At 63.5% G+C, this 15,980-nt stretch carries 10 protein-coding genes; 6 read left to right on the top strand and 4 right to left on the bottom strand.

Going from position 1 to position 15,980, the window contains the following annotated elements; genetic code table 11:
- Positions 1-3: 3 nt before the first annotated feature.
- Positions 4-1,464 (bottom strand): TrkH family potassium uptake protein, encoded by a 1,461-nt coding sequence (locus NOF55_RS12125; RefSeq protein WP_306411620.1) that lies wholly within the window; start codon positions 1,462-1,464, stop codon positions 4-6.
- A gap of 164 nt (positions 1,465-1,628) precedes the next feature.
- Here NOF55_RS12125 and ilvA point away from each other — a divergent pair, with 164 nt between their 5' ends.
- The 4 genes from ilvA (at position 1,629) to NOF55_RS12105 (ending at position 7,935) form a co-directional block, all read left to right on the top strand.
- The gene (gene ilvA, locus NOF55_RS12120; protein WP_306411619.1) at positions 1,629-2,876 is read left to right on the top strand and encodes a threonine ammonia-lyase; all 1,248 of its coding nucleotides are present in this window, start codon (positions 1,629-1,631) and stop codon (positions 2,874-2,876) included.
- Positions 2,877-2,922: 46 nt separating this feature from the next.
- Positions 2,923-3,243, top strand: a complete 321-nt coding sequence (locus NOF55_RS12115; protein WP_306411618.1) for an HlyU family transcriptional regulator — start codon at positions 2,923-2,925, stop codon at positions 3,241-3,243.
- A 107-nt stretch (positions 3,244-3,350) separates the two neighbouring features.
- On the top strand, positions 3,351-6,566 hold the full coding sequence (amt, locus tag NOF55_RS12110) for an ammonium transporter (protein ID WP_306411617.1): 3,216 nt from the start codon (positions 3,351-3,353) through the stop codon (positions 6,564-6,566).
- 79 nt (positions 6,567-6,645) lie between these two features.
- Entirely contained in the window at positions 6,646-7,935 is a 1,290-nt protein-coding gene (locus tag NOF55_RS12105; protein WP_306411616.1) for a GGDEF domain-containing protein, read from the top strand.
- 35 nt (positions 7,936-7,970) lie between these two features.
- Here the strand turns inward: NOF55_RS12105 and NOF55_RS12100 are convergent, their stop codons facing one another.
- A complete protein-coding gene (locus tag NOF55_RS12100) occupies positions 7,971-8,900 on the bottom strand; it encodes a pseudouridine-5'-phosphate glycosidase (protein ID WP_306411615.1) in 930 nt (309 codons plus the stop codon).
- Between the two features lie 34 nt (positions 8,901-8,934).
- Positions 8,935-9,894, bottom strand: a complete 960-nt coding sequence (locus NOF55_RS12095; RefSeq protein ID WP_306411614.1) for a carbohydrate kinase family protein — start codon at positions 9,892-9,894, stop codon at positions 8,935-8,937.
- Between the two features lie 212 nt (positions 9,895-10,106).
- Between NOF55_RS12095 and recA the strand changes: the two genes are divergently transcribed.
- Positions 10,107-11,195 carry a recombinase RecA gene (gene recA / locus NOF55_RS12090; protein WP_306411613.1) on the top strand — a complete coding sequence of 363 codons (1,089 nt, stop codon included), beginning with the start codon at positions 10,107-10,109 and terminating at the stop codon, positions 11,193-11,195.
- Between the two features lie 177 nt (positions 11,196-11,372).
- A complete protein-coding gene (alaS, locus tag NOF55_RS12085; RefSeq protein ID WP_306411612.1) occupies positions 11,373-14,033 on the top strand; it encodes an alanine--tRNA ligase in 2,661 nt (886 codons plus the stop codon).
- Between the two features lie 175 nt (positions 14,034-14,208).
- Here alaS and NOF55_RS12080 read toward each other — a convergent pair whose 3' ends face one another.
- Positions 14,209-15,864 carry a SulP family inorganic anion transporter gene (locus NOF55_RS12080; RefSeq protein WP_306411611.1) on the bottom strand — a complete coding sequence of 552 codons (1,656 nt, stop codon included), beginning with the start codon at positions 15,862-15,864 and terminating at the stop codon, positions 14,209-14,211.
- Positions 15,865-15,980: the final 116 nt, after the last annotated feature.

Genomic DNA, 15,980 nt, shown 5'->3' with positions numbered 1-15,980 from the left:
AGTTCAGTTGCGCCAGAACGTCGGGAGCAGAAGCACCATCACGGATAGTACCTCAAGACGGCCCAGAAGCATAAGGAATGACAGCAGATAAAAGGCGGGGTCGTTCATCGCAGAGAAGTTGCCGGCCGGTCCAATGACATTTCCGACACCGGGGCCGACATTGGCCAGCGCGGTCAGGACCGACGAGAGCGAGGTGGCGATGTCGTAGCCGAGCGCACCCATCGCCAGGCTGCCCATCGCCCAGATGAAGACGAATGCGAAGAAGAAGACGAGAACAGATTTCTGGGTCTCGGCATCGACGGTTAGGCGTCCGTAGCGCACCGAATAGACGGCATCGGGATAGATGAGCTTCTTGAGCCCGACATGGACGGTCTGGAACAGGATGACGAAGCGGTAGGCCTTGATGCCGCCGGATGTCGAGCCCGAGCAGCCGCCCATGAAGGTGGCGATGAAGGAGGCGGCGACGACGAAGGCACCCCATTGGGTATAGTCCTCGCTGGCGAAACCGGTGGTGGAGAAGATCGAGGCGAAGTTGAAGAAGGAATGCGTCAGCGCGTAGCCGAAGTCGACGCCGTTCTTCAGGTGGTTGTAGACGGCCGCCAGTATGGAAAAGACGCAGACATAGCCGAGAAAGACGACGATCTGCGGATCGCGCAGCGTATCGACGCGGCGGCGGACGGCAAAAAGAATCATGATCGAGAAGGGCAGGCTGCCGAGCAGCATGAAGAAGGTGGCCGTCCACAGGAGAAAGCGGTTGTCGCCGAAATTTCCGAAGGATGCATCGTGCGTGGAAAAGCCGCCGGTCGAGATGGTCGACATCGCATGGTTGATGGCGTCGAAGCGGGTCATGCCGCCGATGTCGTAGGCGACGGCGCACAGGGCGGTGGCGCCCACATAGATGGCGATGAAGGCGCGGGTGAAGGTGGCGAGACGTGCGAACGGCCTGTCGCTGGTGTTGTCGGACGATTCCATCCTGAAGAAGGACATGCCGCCGACCCTGAGGAACGGCAGGATGAAAAGGCCGAGTGCCACGATGCCGATGCCGCCCAGCCAGTGCAGCAGCGAGCGCCACATCAACAGGCCCTTCGGCATGGCGTCGAGCCCGGAAATGCTGGTCGAGCCGGTCGTGGTGACGGCCGAGACGGCCTCGAAGATCGCCTGTCCGAAGGTGAGGCCGAGGCTGGAGAAATAGATCGGCACCACCCCGGCGATGGAAAAGACGATCCACAGCACGTTGACGAGGATGAAGCCGAAACGCTTGCTGAAGGGCGGGGGGGCGCCGCGGGTGGCGGTGGCGGTGAGCAGCGAGATGCCGCCCGTCATGAAGGCGCTGACGGCGAAAACCCGCCAATGGTCGTCACGGTAATAAAGGTCCACGAGAGCCGGGAGCAGCATCGCCGTCGCGAGGTACATGCCGCATACGGCTGCAACATGGATGGCGGACCGTATCAGGTTGGCGTTCAACGAAAATCGTGTCCCGGTTTTCCGCACATGGCGGGCGCCGGACGAACGCGCCGGGCTCCTGTGGCGGGAGTAGCTTTGCCGCTGCGGGCACAAACGACCTTTGTTTCCGCATCTGCTTATGGCAATACCCATTGCAGTCGCGAATTTCAATGGACCCGAGTCACGTGGACAGACAAGACATCGAGAATGCAGCCGAAGCCGTGCGCGAAATCTTCCCTGAAACGCCGCTGCAACTGAATGCGCATCTGAGCCGGCGCTACGGCGCGAACATCTGGCTGAAGCGGGAAGACCTGACGCCGGTGCGCTCCTACAAGCTGCGCGGCGCGTTCAATTTCATGCGCAAGGCCATCGCGTCCGGCAGCGGGCAGACCTTCATCTGCGCTTCGGCCGGCAACCACGCCCAGGGCTTCGCCTTCGCCTGCCGTCATTTCCAGGTTCCCGGCATCGTCTTCATGCCGGTCACGACGCCGCAGCAGAAGATCGACAAGACGCGGATGTTCGGGGCCGAGTTCATCACGATCCGCCTCTTCGGCGATATTTTCGACCAGTGCTATTCCGCCGCCCGCGAGCATGTCGAGGTTATCGGCGGCATCATGGTGCCGCCCTTCGACGATGCCGACATCATTGAGGGGCAGGCGACGGTGGCGGCCGAGATCGTCGCGGAACTGCCGGACGGCGTGACGCCGGACCTGATCGTGCTGCCGGTCGGCGGCGGCGGCCTGGCGGCCGGCATCACCGGCTATTTCGAGGGCGACCTGCCCCTGGACACTTTCGTCTTTGCCGAGCCGGCGGGTGCGCCGAGCCTGAAAAGCAGCCTTGAAAGCGGTTCGATCGTGACGCTGCCGAAGGTCGACAATTTCGTCGACGGGGCGGCGGTGGCGCGGATCGGCGACCTGAACTTCGCCGCCCTGAAGCATTTTCCGGCCGAGCAGGTCGTTCTCATCGCGGAAAATGCGATCTGCGTGACGATGATCGAAATGCTGAACGTCGAGGGTGTCGTTCTCGAGCCGGCTGGCGCCCTGTCGATTGCCACGCTGGAGCAGCTCGACCCGGAGCTGATCAAGGACAGGAACATCGTCTGCGTCGTCTCCGGCGGCAATTTCGATTTCGAGCGCCTGCCGGACGTCAAGGAACGCGCGATGCGCCATGCGGGGCTGAAGAAATACTTCATCCTCCGCCTTGCCCAGCGCCCCGGCGCGCTGCGCGACTTCCTCAACCTGCTCGGTCCGGACGACGATATCGCCCGTTTCGAATATCTGAAGAAGTCGGCCCGCAATTTCGGATCGATCCTGATCGGCATCGAAACCCGGGATCCGGCGAATTTCGCGGGGCTCACGCAGCGCTTCGAAGAGGCCGGTATCGGTTTCGAGGACATCACCGAGAACGATATCCTGGCCAACCTGATCATCTGAGCGGCGCAGGCCGCACCATCGAAGCCTCATGGCGAAAGGAAACGAAATGCCCTCGATCTTCTCGAAGCTACTGTCGGTTTTCAGCGGCGGTTCGGCACCTGCCGCGCCGGCCAAGGAGCGCGAGCCGCGCGAACATGAAGGGCTGCGCGTCTTCGCGACGCCGATCCGCGAAGGCTCGCAATTCCGTCTGGCCGGACGCATCGAAAAGGATGTCGATGGCGAGACGCTGCGCCGGGACTTCATCCGTGCGGACATCTTCACCAGCGAGGACGACGCGGTGGAGTTCACGTTCCGGAAGGCGGAGCAGATCATCCAGCAGAACCGCGCGTCGCTCTTCGCAGATGCGGTAAAAACCGGAAATGTCTGAACATTATGGCATGAAAGTTGCCTCGCAATTATCATACTTCTTTAAGCTCGCGCCTCTAGCCTCATGGTCGGAACGGCTGTTGTGGCGTGGTGGTTCGGCAGATGCGATTGGCGACGACTTTTCTGGGAGCAGTGCTTTTGCTGGCGTCGCCGGGTGTCGTCCTGTCGGCCGAGGGGCCGGGGCGGCCTGACCAAAGGCTCGACGTCGCCTGGGTCCTGATCTCGGCGGCGCTGGTGATGATGATGCAGGTCGGCTTCATGCTGCTCGAAGCCGGCATGGTGCGCTCCCGCAATTCGATCAACGTCGCGCAGAAGAACGTGCTCGACTTCGTTTTCGCGATCGTTTCCTTCGCCGCCATCGGCTTCATGTTCGCCTTCGGCAGTTCTTGGGTTCTGCCTCTCGGGCTGGACGGGCGCTTCTTTTTCCTTTCGGACCTCGATGGCTGGCAGGCGACCTTCTTCGTGTTCCAGGTGATGTTCTGCGGCACCGCGGCCACCATCGTCTCCGGCGCCGTGGCCGAGCGGATGGCGCTGACGGCCTATGTCATCGGCACGATCGTTCTGTCCGCGCTGATCTATCCGTTCTTCGTCCACTGGGCTTGGGGCAATGCGCTCGGCGGCAATGACGGCGTGTTCCTCGGCAATCTCGGCTTCGTCGATTTCGCCGGTTCGACCGTCGTCCACGCCACGGGCGGCTGGATATCGCTTGCGGCCTGCCTGATCATCGGTCCGCGCGTCGGGCGTTTCGACGAGAACGGCAGGCCGGTGCGGATCGCCGGTCACAATCCGATATTGTCGATGGCCGGAGGCATGCTGCTGTTCGTCGGCTGGATCGGTTTCAACGGCGGTTCGACGCTGGCCGTCACGCCGGATGTCGGCCGCATCATTCTCAACACGGTGCTTGCCGGCGCCGTCGGGACCTGCACCGGCTATCTGATCGGTTACTGGCGCGACGGCGTGGTCCTTCCGGAAAAATCGCTTTGCGGCATGCTCGGCGGTCTTGTTGCGGTTACGGCAGGCTGTCATGTTCTCGGCGGCGCGGGAGCCGCGGCGATCGGGTTTGTCGGTTCCGCCGCCGCCGTTTACGGCAATCACCTTCTGGAAACGCGCTTCCGCATCGATGACGCGGTGGGGGCGGTCGGCGTGCATGCCTTCGCGGGCGTCGTCGGCACGCTCGGCCTTGCCGTGCTCGCACCGGCGGAACTGCTGCCGGCCGGCGGCACGTTCGCCCAGCTTCAGGTTCAGGCGCTCGGCGTCGCGGTCAATTTCGTCTGGTGCTTCGGCCTCGGTTGCGCGTTCTTCTATCTGCTCAACCGGGTGATGAAGATCCGCGTTTCGCGCGAAGCCGAGGATATCGGCCTCAATGTCGTCGAACATGCCTCGCGCATGGGCGTCGGCCATGTCGAGGAGGCCATCACCGGCCTGCTCAACGGCACGGTCGGCCTGTCCCAGCGATTGCCGGTGGTTGCAGGCGACGAGGCGGAAAAGCTGACGGGACTCTTCAACCGTCTGATGGACAGCATCGAGGCGGAAGAGTGCCACAAGCACAGGCTGGAGGAGATGACACGCGAGATCGAGGAGACCGAGCGCGTCACCGCTCTGGCCAACGCGACCTTCGAGGCCATCCTCATCCATCGCGACGGCTGGATTCTCGATTGCAACGAGCAGCTTGTGAAGCTGATGGGCCTGCCGGTCGATCAGATCATCGGCTCCAGAATGTCGGATTATCTGTCCGACGAATCCTGGGAGACGGTTTTCTCCGCGATCAGGGAGGACCGACAGGGTGGCTACGAGATCGAAATCCGCCTGCCGGGCGGGCGGCGTGTTGCCGTGGAGGCGAGGGGCCGCGATATCGTCTACCGGGGTGAGAAAGCCCGTGTCGGCTGTCTCGTCGATCTTACGGAGCGCAAGGAGGCGGAGCGCCGCATCCGCCATCTCGCCCAGCACGATCCGCTGACCGGCCTGCCGAATCGCGGCCTGTTCAACGAGTATCTCGCCCGGACCGCCGATATTGCCGACAGCCGCCGCAGCGTGGCGCTCATTCTGGTCGATCTCGATCGTTTCAAGGATATCAACGACATTCACGGCCATCCGGCCGGGGACGTCGTCATCCGCGAAACCGCGCGGCGTCTGTCCGACCTGATCGGGCGCCAGGATGTCGCGGCACGGCTGGGCGGCGACGAGTTCGCGGTGATCCTCAACAATGTCGTGTTCGAGAGCCAGCTCGAGGATTTCTGCCGCCGCATCGTCGCGGCGTTCGGCGAGCCGTTCGATATCGGCTTCGGCCAGAAGGTGTCCGGCAGCGTCAGCGTCGGCGGGGCGCTGTGCCCGATCCATGCGGCGGAAGGCGAGGATCTGTTCGCCTGCGCGGACGTCGCGCTCTACCAAGCGAAGAATTCGGGCCGCAATACCTGGTTCGTGTTCCGTCCGGGCATGAATGCCGAGATCGAGCGCCGCCGCGAACTGGAAGTCGAGCTGAAGCTCGCCATAGAGCGCGGCGAGTTCGAGCTTCATTTGCAGCCGCGTGTCGATACCGTCGCCGGCGAGGTGACGAGCTACGAGGCGCTGTTGCGCTGGCCGCATCCCGAGCGCGGCTTCATCGGCCCGGCGGAATTCATTCAGGTCGCCGAAGCGTCAGGCAATATCGTCGAGATCGGCGCATGGGTCATCCGCGAAGCCTGCCGTCTGCTGGCGGAGGAATTGCCGGACCACCATATCAGCATCAATGTCAGTCCCGTGCAGTTCCGCCATCCCGGCTTCATCGAAATGCTGGGCGAGAACGTGCGCCGCAGCGGTGTGCGGCCCGAGCAGATCGAACTTGAGATCACGGAGAGCGTGCTGATCGACGACGACCGCCGGGCGCAGCAGATCCTCAAGGGTCTGAAGCGCATGGGTTTCGGCATCGCGCTGGACGATTTCGGGACGGGCTATTCCTCGCTCAGCTATCTGAGCCGCTATCCATTCGACACGATCAAGCTGGACCGCCGTTTCGTCGCCAATCTCGGCGTGGTGGACAGCGCCGAAGTCATCGTCCGCACGATCATCGATCTCGGGCGCGGGCTCGGCATGAAGGTCGTCGCCGAAGGCGTCGAGACCATAGACGAGGCCGTCTTCCTCGTGGCTTCGGGGTGCAGCGAGATACAGGGCTTTCTTTTCGGCGAGCCGCAGCCGGTCGGCCGGGTCCAGCGCTGGTGCGATCCGCTGCTGATGGCGGACCTGCGCGGCCGCATCGTGGCGGCGGATGCCGACAGGATCGCGCTCGGCAATCTCTCCGCCCGCGGGCAGAGCGAGAGCGCCGTGCTTGCGAGTGCCTCATGGGCATGATGACGCGCCCGTCACGCATTTTCCACGAGGCGGTCGACAGGGCGGCCCGGCCGGCATATGTATAGCCAACGGTTCGGGAATGGTGCCGGTGCAGACTTTCAATCTCCTGTTGTTCGTCATCGAGGCCGTGATTTACTTCACGGTGATGCTTGCCCTGCTGCATTTCCGCAAGCGCACGGGGCTGGGCGTCTTCCTGACCGCTCTGGGCGGCATGCACTTTCTGGAAACCTATCTCGCCGCCGTCTTCTATGTGTCGCTGCCGTTCGGCACCGTGTCTCCCGGCTCGTCGGTTCTGTTCGCCGGCAAGCTGATGCTCATCCTCCTGCTCTACATCAAGGAGGACGCCGAAACGGTGCGCCAGCCGATCTACGGGCTGTTTCTCGGTAATTTGCTGACGGTTGTCCTGGCCTTCATCCTCCAGTTCCACGATGTTTCCGGTGCGCCGATGTCCGGCGACACGGTTTTCGTCGAGGAAATGGGATGGCTGATGCTGTGGGGCACGACGCTGCTCTATCTCGATTCCATTGCCATCATCCTGCTTTACGAGAAACTGGGGCGATACTTCCCGCGCCGGACGATCCCGCGTTTCCTGATCGCCGGCGCGGTGCTGCTGACCTTCGACCAGATCGCCTTTTTCGGCGCGCTGCACATCTTCCTCGGCGTGCCGGTGGAGGCGTTCTGGGGAGGCTGGAAGGCGAAGATGTTCTCCCTGGTGCTTTATTCCGGCCTCTATCTGGTCTACCGCCGTCTCTGCGAGGCAGCCGGGCCTTACACGTCGTCGTCGCGTGCGCTGTCGGACGTCTTCGGCGACCTGACCTTCCGCGAACGCTACCAGGACCTGCTGGAACGATCCGGCCGCGATTCGCTGACCGGGATTTTCGACCGCAACCGGATGGAGATCGACGCGCCCGCCACGATCCGCGCTTGTCTGCAAGCCGGCCGCCCGGTGAGCATGGTCGTGCTCGACGTCGACCATTTCAAGCTGGTCAACGACAATTTCGGCCATTTGCAGGGCGATGTGGTGCTGAAGGGACTGGCCGGTCTGCTGCAAGCGACCGTCCGCAACGAGGACAAGCTTTACCGTTTCGGCGGCGAGGAGTTCATCATCCTTCTGCCGGGCCTCGACCATGAAAAGGCGATGGCCCTTGCGGAACGGCTGCGCCGCGAGGTCGCGACTATCATGGCGACGCCCGACCTCGCGCCCGTCACGATCAGTTCGGGCGTTGCCACCGGTCCCGAGGACGGGGGGAGTTTTTCCGAACTGATCGCCAGCGCCGACGGGCGGCTCTACCGGGCCAAGGCCGAGGGGCGCAACTGCGTGCGCGGGCAGACTGTGGCGACGGCCGATGCGGGGCCGGCCGGCGCCTGAAGCGAAGGCGAGGGCCGCCGCGGCGGCCCGGAGTATCAGCCTTCCTGCATGGCGACTGCGATGGACGCGGCCAGCCGAGCATTGTTCTGAACCAGCGCGATATTGGTCTTGAGGCTGCGGCCATGCGTCAGGTGGAAGATCGCATCGAGCAGGAAGGGCGTCACGGCCTTGCCGGTGATCTCCTCCCGCTCGGCGTTGGCGAGCGCGCGGCCGATGTAGATTTCCATTTCCTCGCGCGGAATCTCGTCTTCTTCCGGCACGGGATTGGCGATCAGTATGCCGCCGTTAAGGCCGAGCTGCTCGCGCACGCGCTGGAAGTTGGCGATGGCTTCGGGGCTGTCCAGCGAAAGCGGGCTCGGCAGGCCTGACGAGCGCGACCAGAAGGCGGGGAACTCGCCGCTGCCGTAGGTCACGACCGGAACGCCTTGGGTTTCCAGCACTTCCAGCGTCTTCGGAATGTCGAGAATGGCCTTGGCGCCGGCACAGACGACGGCGACACCGGTGCGGGCCAGTTCGCCGAGGTCGGCGGAAATGTCGAAGCTCTCCTCCGCGCCGCGGTGCACGCCGCCGATGCCGCCGGTGGCGAAGACCTTGATGCCGGCGCGCGCGGCGGCGATCATCGTCGCGGCGACCGTGGTCGCCCCGGTCCGGCGCTCGGCAATCGCAAACGCCAGGTCGGCGCGCGAAAGTTTCATCGCGCCCTGCGTCTGGGAGAGGCTTTTCAGTTCGGCTTCTTCGAGCCCGATATGCAGGCTGCCGTCGATGACGGCGATGGTAGCCGGCACGGCGCCCTGGTCGCGGATGATGTTTTCGACGCTGACGGCCATGTCGAGATTGCCGGGATAGGGCATGCCGTGGGTGATGATCGTCGACTCCAGGGCGACGAGCGGCGCACCGCGGCTTTTGGCGGCGGCGACTTCCTTCGAATAGTGAAGCGGCAGAAGGGGCGAAAGGGCTCGGGTCATGGTTCCTGTTTCCGCTACGTGGCGTAGTTGCGTTTCATGCCAGAACGATGGCGGGAGGCACAAGCCCGACCATCGTTTCAAGCAGTTCCGGGCCGATGTCGGGAGCAACGGCATGAGGGGAGGCGATGGTGATGGCCGCTGCTGCGGCCCCTCGCCGTATGGCTTGCGAAAGCGGCAAATTTTCGAGCAGTCCGGCAAGGGTGCCGGATGCGAAGGCGTCGCCGGCGCCGGTCACGTCGATGACGGTTTCCGCCACGGGTGGCGTCAGCAGAAAGGTTCCGGTGTCGTCGAAGGCGACGATCTGCCCGGCGCCGCGGGTGACGGCGCCACCGCGCAGGCCGGCCCGGCGCAGAAGGGCCGGCCATTCCTCGGGCGATGCGGCACGCGCGCCGGACAATACCTGCGCTTCCGCCTCGTTCATGAAGACGAGATCGAAAGCCGCCAGCGCCGGTTTCAGCTTCACCGCCTTGGCTGGAGAAATGGCGATGGCGGCGAGTGTCGTGCCCAGGCCGCGCGCCTTCGCCGCGATGGCGGACAGCGTTTCCTCCGGCAGGTTGGCGTCGCACACGACGAGATCGGCGGCCTCGAACGCCTGGCGGACGGCACTTATCTTCAGCCGCCGCGGCGAAAACAGCCTGTAAAGCTCCATATCCGCAAGCGCGATCACCAGATTGCCGTCTTCGGAGAGAATGGCGGTATAGCTCGGCGTCTGGCGGTCGAGAAAAATGAAGGGGTGGTCCTCGACGCCGCAGGCCGCCGCCGCGGCGCTCACGGCCTCGCCGTCGGCATCACCGCCACGCGGCGATATCAGCCGGACGGAAAAGCCGAGCAGGCCGAGATTGCGCGCCGCGTTGAAGGCGCCGCCGCCGGGCTCGACGATGAAGCGACCCGGATTGCTCGCACCCGCCACGGTTTCGCCGGAAATGCGGCCGCGCCGATCGGTATGGGCGCCCCCCAGCACGAGTATGCGGTGGTTGTTCTGTCTTGGTCTCATGCGCCTCGCCGCGTTCCCCGATTCGTGTTCTGCATGGCGTTCGTTGCCGTTTCTTTCTATCATTCTCCTGAAAACGAAAAAAGAACGCTCTCCTGTTTCCGAATGTTTTTCAACGGTTTGATAGGGGGTTGCAAGATTGGAACAAAAAGGGTACAAAATCCTGGCTGGCGGATTGATTGCCTGCGCGCCCTCAATAACCTAAAGGTGGGAAAATGGCACAGAATTCTTTGCGGCTTGTAGAGGACAAAGCGGTGGATAAAAGCAAGGCACTGGAAGCGGCACTTTCCCAGATCGAGCGCGCTTTCGGCAAGGGGTCGATCATGAAGCTCGGCTCCAATGAAAACGTCGTGGAGATCGAGACCGTTTCGACCGGTTCTCTTGGTCTCGACATCGCGCTCGGCATCGGCGGTCTGCCCAAGGGCCGCATCGTTGAAATCTACGGGCCGGAAAGCTCGGGCAAGACGACGCTGGCGCTGCACACCGTTGCCGAAGCGCAGAAGAGGGGGGGCATCTGCGCCTTCGTCGACGCCGAACATGCGCTTGATCCCGTCTATGCGCGCAAGCTGGGCGTCGATCTGCAAAACCTCCTGATTTCGCAGCCTGACACCGGCGAGCAGGCGCTGGAAATCACCGATACGCTGGTGCGCTCCGGCGCGGTCGACGTTCTCGTGATCGATTCGGTTGCGGCACTCACGCCGCGTGCCGAAATCGAGGGCGAGATGGGCGAGAGCCTGCCGGGGCTCCAGGCCCGCCTGATGAGCCAGGCGCTGCGCAAGCTGACGGCTTCGATCTCCCGCTCGAACTGCATGGTGATCTTCATCAACCAGATTCGCATGAAGATCGGTATCAGCTACGGTTCGCCGGAAGTGACCACGGGTGGCAATGCCCTGAAGTTCTATGCCTCCGTTCGCCTCGACATCCGCCGCATCGGCGCGATCAAGGAGCGCGAGGAAGTCACCGGCAACCAGACCCGCGTCAAGGTCGTCAAGAACAAGATGGCGCCGCCCTTCAAGCAGGTCGAGTTCGACATCATGTATGGCGAAGGCGTTTCGAAGGTCGGCGAACTGATCGACCTGGGCGTCAAGGCCGGCCTCGTCGACAAGTCGGGTGCCTGGTTCTCCTATAACAGCCAGCGGCTGGGGCAGGGCCGCGAGAACGCCAAGCAGTTCCTGCGCGATCATCCCGAGCTGATGAACGAGATCGAGCTTTCGCTCCGGCAGAATGCCGGTCTCATCGCCGACCGCTTCCTGGAGAACGGCGGTCCGGACCCCGACGACATGGACGATGCCTCCAGCCTTTGAGGCCGCCCGGCTTCCGGGAACGGAAGCGTCGAACGCGTTTCGCAATGAAGCCGGCCACATATCCTGCGATATGGGGCCGGTTTTTCCTTGCCCGGCTGGACAGGGCAAAGCCCCGGCGATAAAAGCCTTTGGTTTTCCATATTCCGGCCGCGCTGGGCGGCCAATGAAGGGCGTAGCATGAGCGGTGTGAACGAGATCCGGTCGACCTTCCTCGACTATTTCAAGAGAAACGGACACGAAGTGGTGCCTTCCAGCCCGCTCGTTCCGCGCAACGACCCGACGCTCATGTTCACGAATGCGGGCATGGTGCAGTTCAAGAACGTTTTTACCGGGCTTGAGCAGCGTCCCTATTCCACGGCGGCGACGGCGCAGAAATGCGTGCGCGCCGGCGGCAAGCACAACGACCTCGACAATGTCGGCTACACCGCCCGCCATCACACCTTCTTCGAGATGCTTGGCAATTTCTCGTTCGGCGATTATTTCAAGGAACGCGCCATCGAGCTGGCCTGGAACCTGATCACCAAGGAATTCGGCATCGATTCCAAACGCCTGCTGGTCACGGTCTACCACACCGACGAGGAAGCCTTCACGCTCTGGAAGAAGATCGCCGGCTTTTCCGACGACCGCATCATCCGCATTCCGACCAGCGACAATTTCTGGGCGATGGGCGATACCGGTCCCTGCGGCCCGTGTTCGGAAATCTTCTACGACCACGGCGACCACATCTGGGGCGGCCCGCCCGGTTCGCCGGAAGAGGACGGCGACCGGTTCATCGAGATATGGAACCTCGTCTTCATGCAGTACGAGCAGGTGACGAAGGAGGAGCGTGTCGACCTGCCCCGCCCGTCCATCGATACCGGCATGGGGCTGGAGCGCATCGCCGCGCTCCTGCAAGGCAAGCACGACAATTACGACATCGACCTGTTCCGGGCGCTGATCGCGGCGTCCGTCGAGGCGACCGGCGTTCCGGCCGAGGGCGAACGCCGCGCCAGCCACCGGGTCATCGCGGATCACCTGCGTTCGTCCGCCTTCCTGATCGCCGACGGCGTGCTGCCTTCCAACGAAGGCCGTGGCTATGTCCTGCGCCGCATCATGCGCCGGGCCATGCGTCATGCCGAATTGCTCGGCGCCCGCGAGCCCCTGCTGTGGAAGCTTCTGCCGGCGCTGATCCAGCAGATGGGCCGCGCCTATCCGGAACTGGTCCGGGCCGAGGCACTGATTACCGAGACGCTCAGGCTTGAGGAAACTCGGTTCCGCAAGACGCTGGAACGTGGCCTTTCGCTGCTCAACGACGCGACGGCCGATCTGAAGAAGGGCGACAGCCTCGACGGCGAAACGGCCTTCAAGCTTTATGACACCTATGGCTTCCCGCTCGACCTGACGCAGGATGCGCTGCGCACCCGCGGCATCGGTGTCGATATTTCGAGCTTCACCGATGCGATGGAGCGCCAGAAAGCCGAAGCCCGTTCGCATTGGGCCGGTTCCGGCGAGAAGGCCACCGAGACCATCTGGTTCGAGCTGAAGGAAAAGCTCGGGGCGACCGAGTTCCTCGGCTACGACACCGAGACCGCCGAGGGCGTCGTTCAGGCCATCGTCAGGGACGGTGCTGTCGTCGATACGGCTTCGAAAGGCGATGAGGTGCAGATCGTCGTCAACCAGACACCTTTCTACGGTGAATCCGGCGGCCAGGTGGGCGATGAAGGCGTCATCGAAACCGATACCGCCCGTCTCAAGGTGTCCGACACGCAGAAAAAGGGCGAAGGCCTGTTCGTGCATCGTGCGACGGTCGCCGAAGGAACCCTGAAAACCGGCGATGCCGTGGTTCTGACCGTGGATCATGACCGCCGCTTCCGCGTGCGCTCCAACCATTCCGCGACGCATCTCCTGCATGAGGCGCTGCGTTGCGTTCTCGGTTCGCATGTCGCCCAGAAGGGCTCTCTGGTCGCGCCGGAGCGCCTGCGTTTCGACGTGTCGCATCCCAAGCCGGTGACGGCGGAGGAACTGAAGCGCGTCGAGGAAATGGCGAACGCCATCGTTCTGCAAAATGCGCCCGTGACCACCCGTCTGATGAGCGTCGACGACGCCATAGCCGAAGGGGCGATGGCGCTTTTCGGCGAAAAATACGGTGACGAGGTGCGGGTCGTGTCGATGGGCACCACCATTGAAGGCCCGAAGGTCGGCAAGCCCTATTCGATCGAACTCTGCGGCGGCACCCATGTCCGCGCGACGGGTGAGATCGGCATGATCCGCATCTTGTCGGAAAGCGCGGTCGGTGCGGGTGTGCGCCGCGTGGAAGCGGTCACGGGCGAAGGGGCGCTGACCTATCTTGCCGAGCAGGATGAAAGGGTCAAGGCTCTGGCCGGCGCGCTCAAGGTGCAGCCGACCGACGTTCTGCCGCGCGTCGAAGCGCTTCTCGACGAACGGAAGAAGCTTGAAAAGGAACTGGCCGACGCCCGGCGCAAGCTGGCGATGGGCGGTGGTGCCGGCGATACGGCGAGTGAGGTCCGGAATCTCGGCGGCGTTCGCTTCATCGGCCGTTCGGTCGCCGGCGTCGAGCCGCGCGATCTCAAGGGGCTGGCCGACGAGGCGAAGGCCTCCCTCGGTTCCGGCGTCGTCACGCTGATCGGCGTTTCCGAAGACGGCAAGGCAAGCGTAGTCGTGGCGGTGACGCCGGATCTGACCGACAGGCTGAGCGCCGTCGATCTCGTGCGGGTCGCTTCTGCGGCGCTGGGCGGCAAGGGCGGCGGCGGGCGGCCGGACATGGCCCAGGCCGGCGGGCCGGACGGCGAAAAGGCCGCCGACGCCATTGAGGCCGTTGCCAAGGCCATTGCCGGCTGAAGCCGGTTTTCGAATGACATGGAAAAGGCCGGCTGAACGTGTGTCCAGTCGGCCTTTCTGTTGGTTTCCAAGGAGGCGCGGAGCAATTCCAGGAAAAGTGTGGAGCGGTTTTCCGCTTTGAACTCCGTAAAAACAAATAGTTACAGCATTCATCTCCATGAGAAGATGAATTGTCCTAGGTGGCCGGGGCTTTGCTGCGGTTGGCGCGCGCCAGGGTTCTGGCCGTTTCGATGTCGTCCGTGAAAATGACATGCGGCTCGTGGATGTCGTGGGTTTCCAGAAGCTTGCGCTGTTCCGGCGTGGTTCCGGCTATGAACACCGTGATCCCGCTTTTTTCCGCCTTGTGAACCAGCCCTTCGATGACGTTGGCGCCGGTCGAATCCATCAGCGAAATGCCCGAGCAATCGAGGATGAAGTTGCGGTAATGCGCGGCGATCCTGTCGAGGACAGAGCCGACGGTGGCCGCCGCGCCGAAGAAGAAGGCGCCGGTGATGCGATAGATGACCGTATCGTGGTCGCTGTTGTCGAGCGGTGCGCTGTCGGCCTCGGTGGCTTCGTCGTCCTCCACGTCGACCCGGATCGTCTTGCCCATGCGGTCGATGAAGAGGACAGCGCCCAGCGCGAAGCCGACGATGATGCCTTCGGTGAGATCGCGGAAGATGACGAAAAGGAAGGTCACGACCAGCACGACCGCTTCGCCGCGGCTTCCCTTGAGCAGGGAGGCGATCGCCGGCCGCTCGATCATGTTCCAGGCGACGATGGTCAGCACGCCGGCGAGCGCCGCCAGCGGGATGTAGCTGGCGAGGGGAGCGGCAACGAGCATGAACAGCAGCAGGAAGACGGCGTGCAGCATGCCGGCGACCGGGCTGGTGCCGCCGGCGCGCACATTCGTGGCGGTGCGGGCGATGGTGCCGGTGACGCAGATGCCACCGAAGATCGCGGAGCCGATATTGGCGATGCCCTGGCCGACGAGTTCCATGCTGGAGCGGTGACGGTTGCCCGTCATGCCATCGGCGACGACGGCCGACAGAAGCGATTCAATGGCGCCGAGCAGGGTGAACGCCACGGCATCGGGAAGGATGGCGATGAGTTTTTCCGCCGAAAACACGGGAAGCGCGGGGTAGGGCAGGTTACTCGGTATGCCGCCGAAACGGCTGCCGATGGTGGCCACCGGCAGGGACAGGACCGTGGCGAAAAGCGAGGCCACGCAGACGGCGATCAGCAGGCTCGGCCAGTTCGGCCTGTAGCGCTTGATCAACGCGATGATGAGGATCGTGATCAGCGCGACGCCGAAGGCGGGCAGGTTGAACGTGCCGGATGCCGCCGCCAGCGCCTCGATCTTCTCGACCAGCGGGCCGGGTTCCTTTCCCGAAAGCGTCAGGCCGAACAGTTCGGCAAGCTGGCTGGCGAAGATGATGACCGCGATGCCGGCTGTGAAGCCGACGGTGACGGGATAGGGGATGAACTTGATGTACTTCCCGAGTCGCAGATAGCCCGCCGCGATCAGCAGGAAGCCGGAGATGAAGACGGCGAGGATGAGGCCGTCTATGCCATGCCGCGTCACGGTGGCCGAAACCAGAACGATGAAGGCGCCGGCGGGGCCACCGATCTGATAGCGGCTGCCGCCGAAGAGGGAGACGAGGAAGCCGCCGACGATCGCGGTGTAGAGGCCGCGGTCGGGACCGACGCCCGAGGCGATTGCGATCGCCATCGAAAGCGGCAGCGCCACGATGGCGACGGTCAGGCCCGCGATGGCGTCCGCCTTGAGACGGCGAACGTCATATCCTTCGCGAAATGCGCTGAAGAGTTTCGGCACAAGCACATCGATCATGCGCATTGCTTTCCATGAATGGGAGAGTGCGGCCCGGGGCGGACCGTCTTCCGTCGTCGTTGTGAATGAGTATGACGCTATTGGATCATGAGTCTTGCATGAAAAGCAACGATTGC

Origin of the sequence: Ectorhizobium quercum (genome assembly GCF_026552795.1) — a bacterium.
Lineage (GTDB): Bacteria > Pseudomonadota > Alphaproteobacteria > Rhizobiales > Rhizobiaceae > Ectorhizobium > Ectorhizobium quercum.
The sequence above is the reverse complement of the archived record's forward strand: the minus strand, read 5'-3'. Positions and strand labels throughout refer to the sequence as shown.

Bases quoted from the DNA above. Each gene is read 5' to 3' on its own strand.
- NOF55_RS12115 (WP_306411618.1), top strand. From the start codon at position 2,923: ATGCCCTCGATCTTCTCGAAGCTACTGTCGGTTTTCAGCGGCGGTTCG.
- NOF55_RS12105 (WP_306411616.1), top strand. From the start codon at position 6,646: ATGGTGCCGGTGCAGACTTTCAATCTCCTGTTGTTCGTCATCGAGGCC.
- NOF55_RS12100 (WP_306411615.1), bottom strand. From the start codon at position 8,900: ATGACCCGAGCCCTTTCGCCCCTTCTGCCGCTTCACTATTCGAAGGAA.
- NOF55_RS12095 (WP_306411614.1), bottom strand. From the start codon at position 9,894: ATGAGACCAAGACAGAACAACCACCGCATACTCGTGCTGGGGGGCGCC.
- recA (WP_306411613.1), top strand. From the start codon at position 10,107: ATGGCACAGAATTCTTTGCGGCTTGTAGAGGACAAAGCGGTGGATAAA.
- alaS (WP_306411612.1), top strand. From the start codon at position 11,373: ATGAGCGGTGTGAACGAGATCCGGTCGACCTTCCTCGACTATTTCAAG.
- NOF55_RS12080 (WP_306411611.1), bottom strand. From the start codon at position 15,864: ATGATCGATGTGCTTGTGCCGAAACTCTTCAGCGCATTTCGCGAAGGA.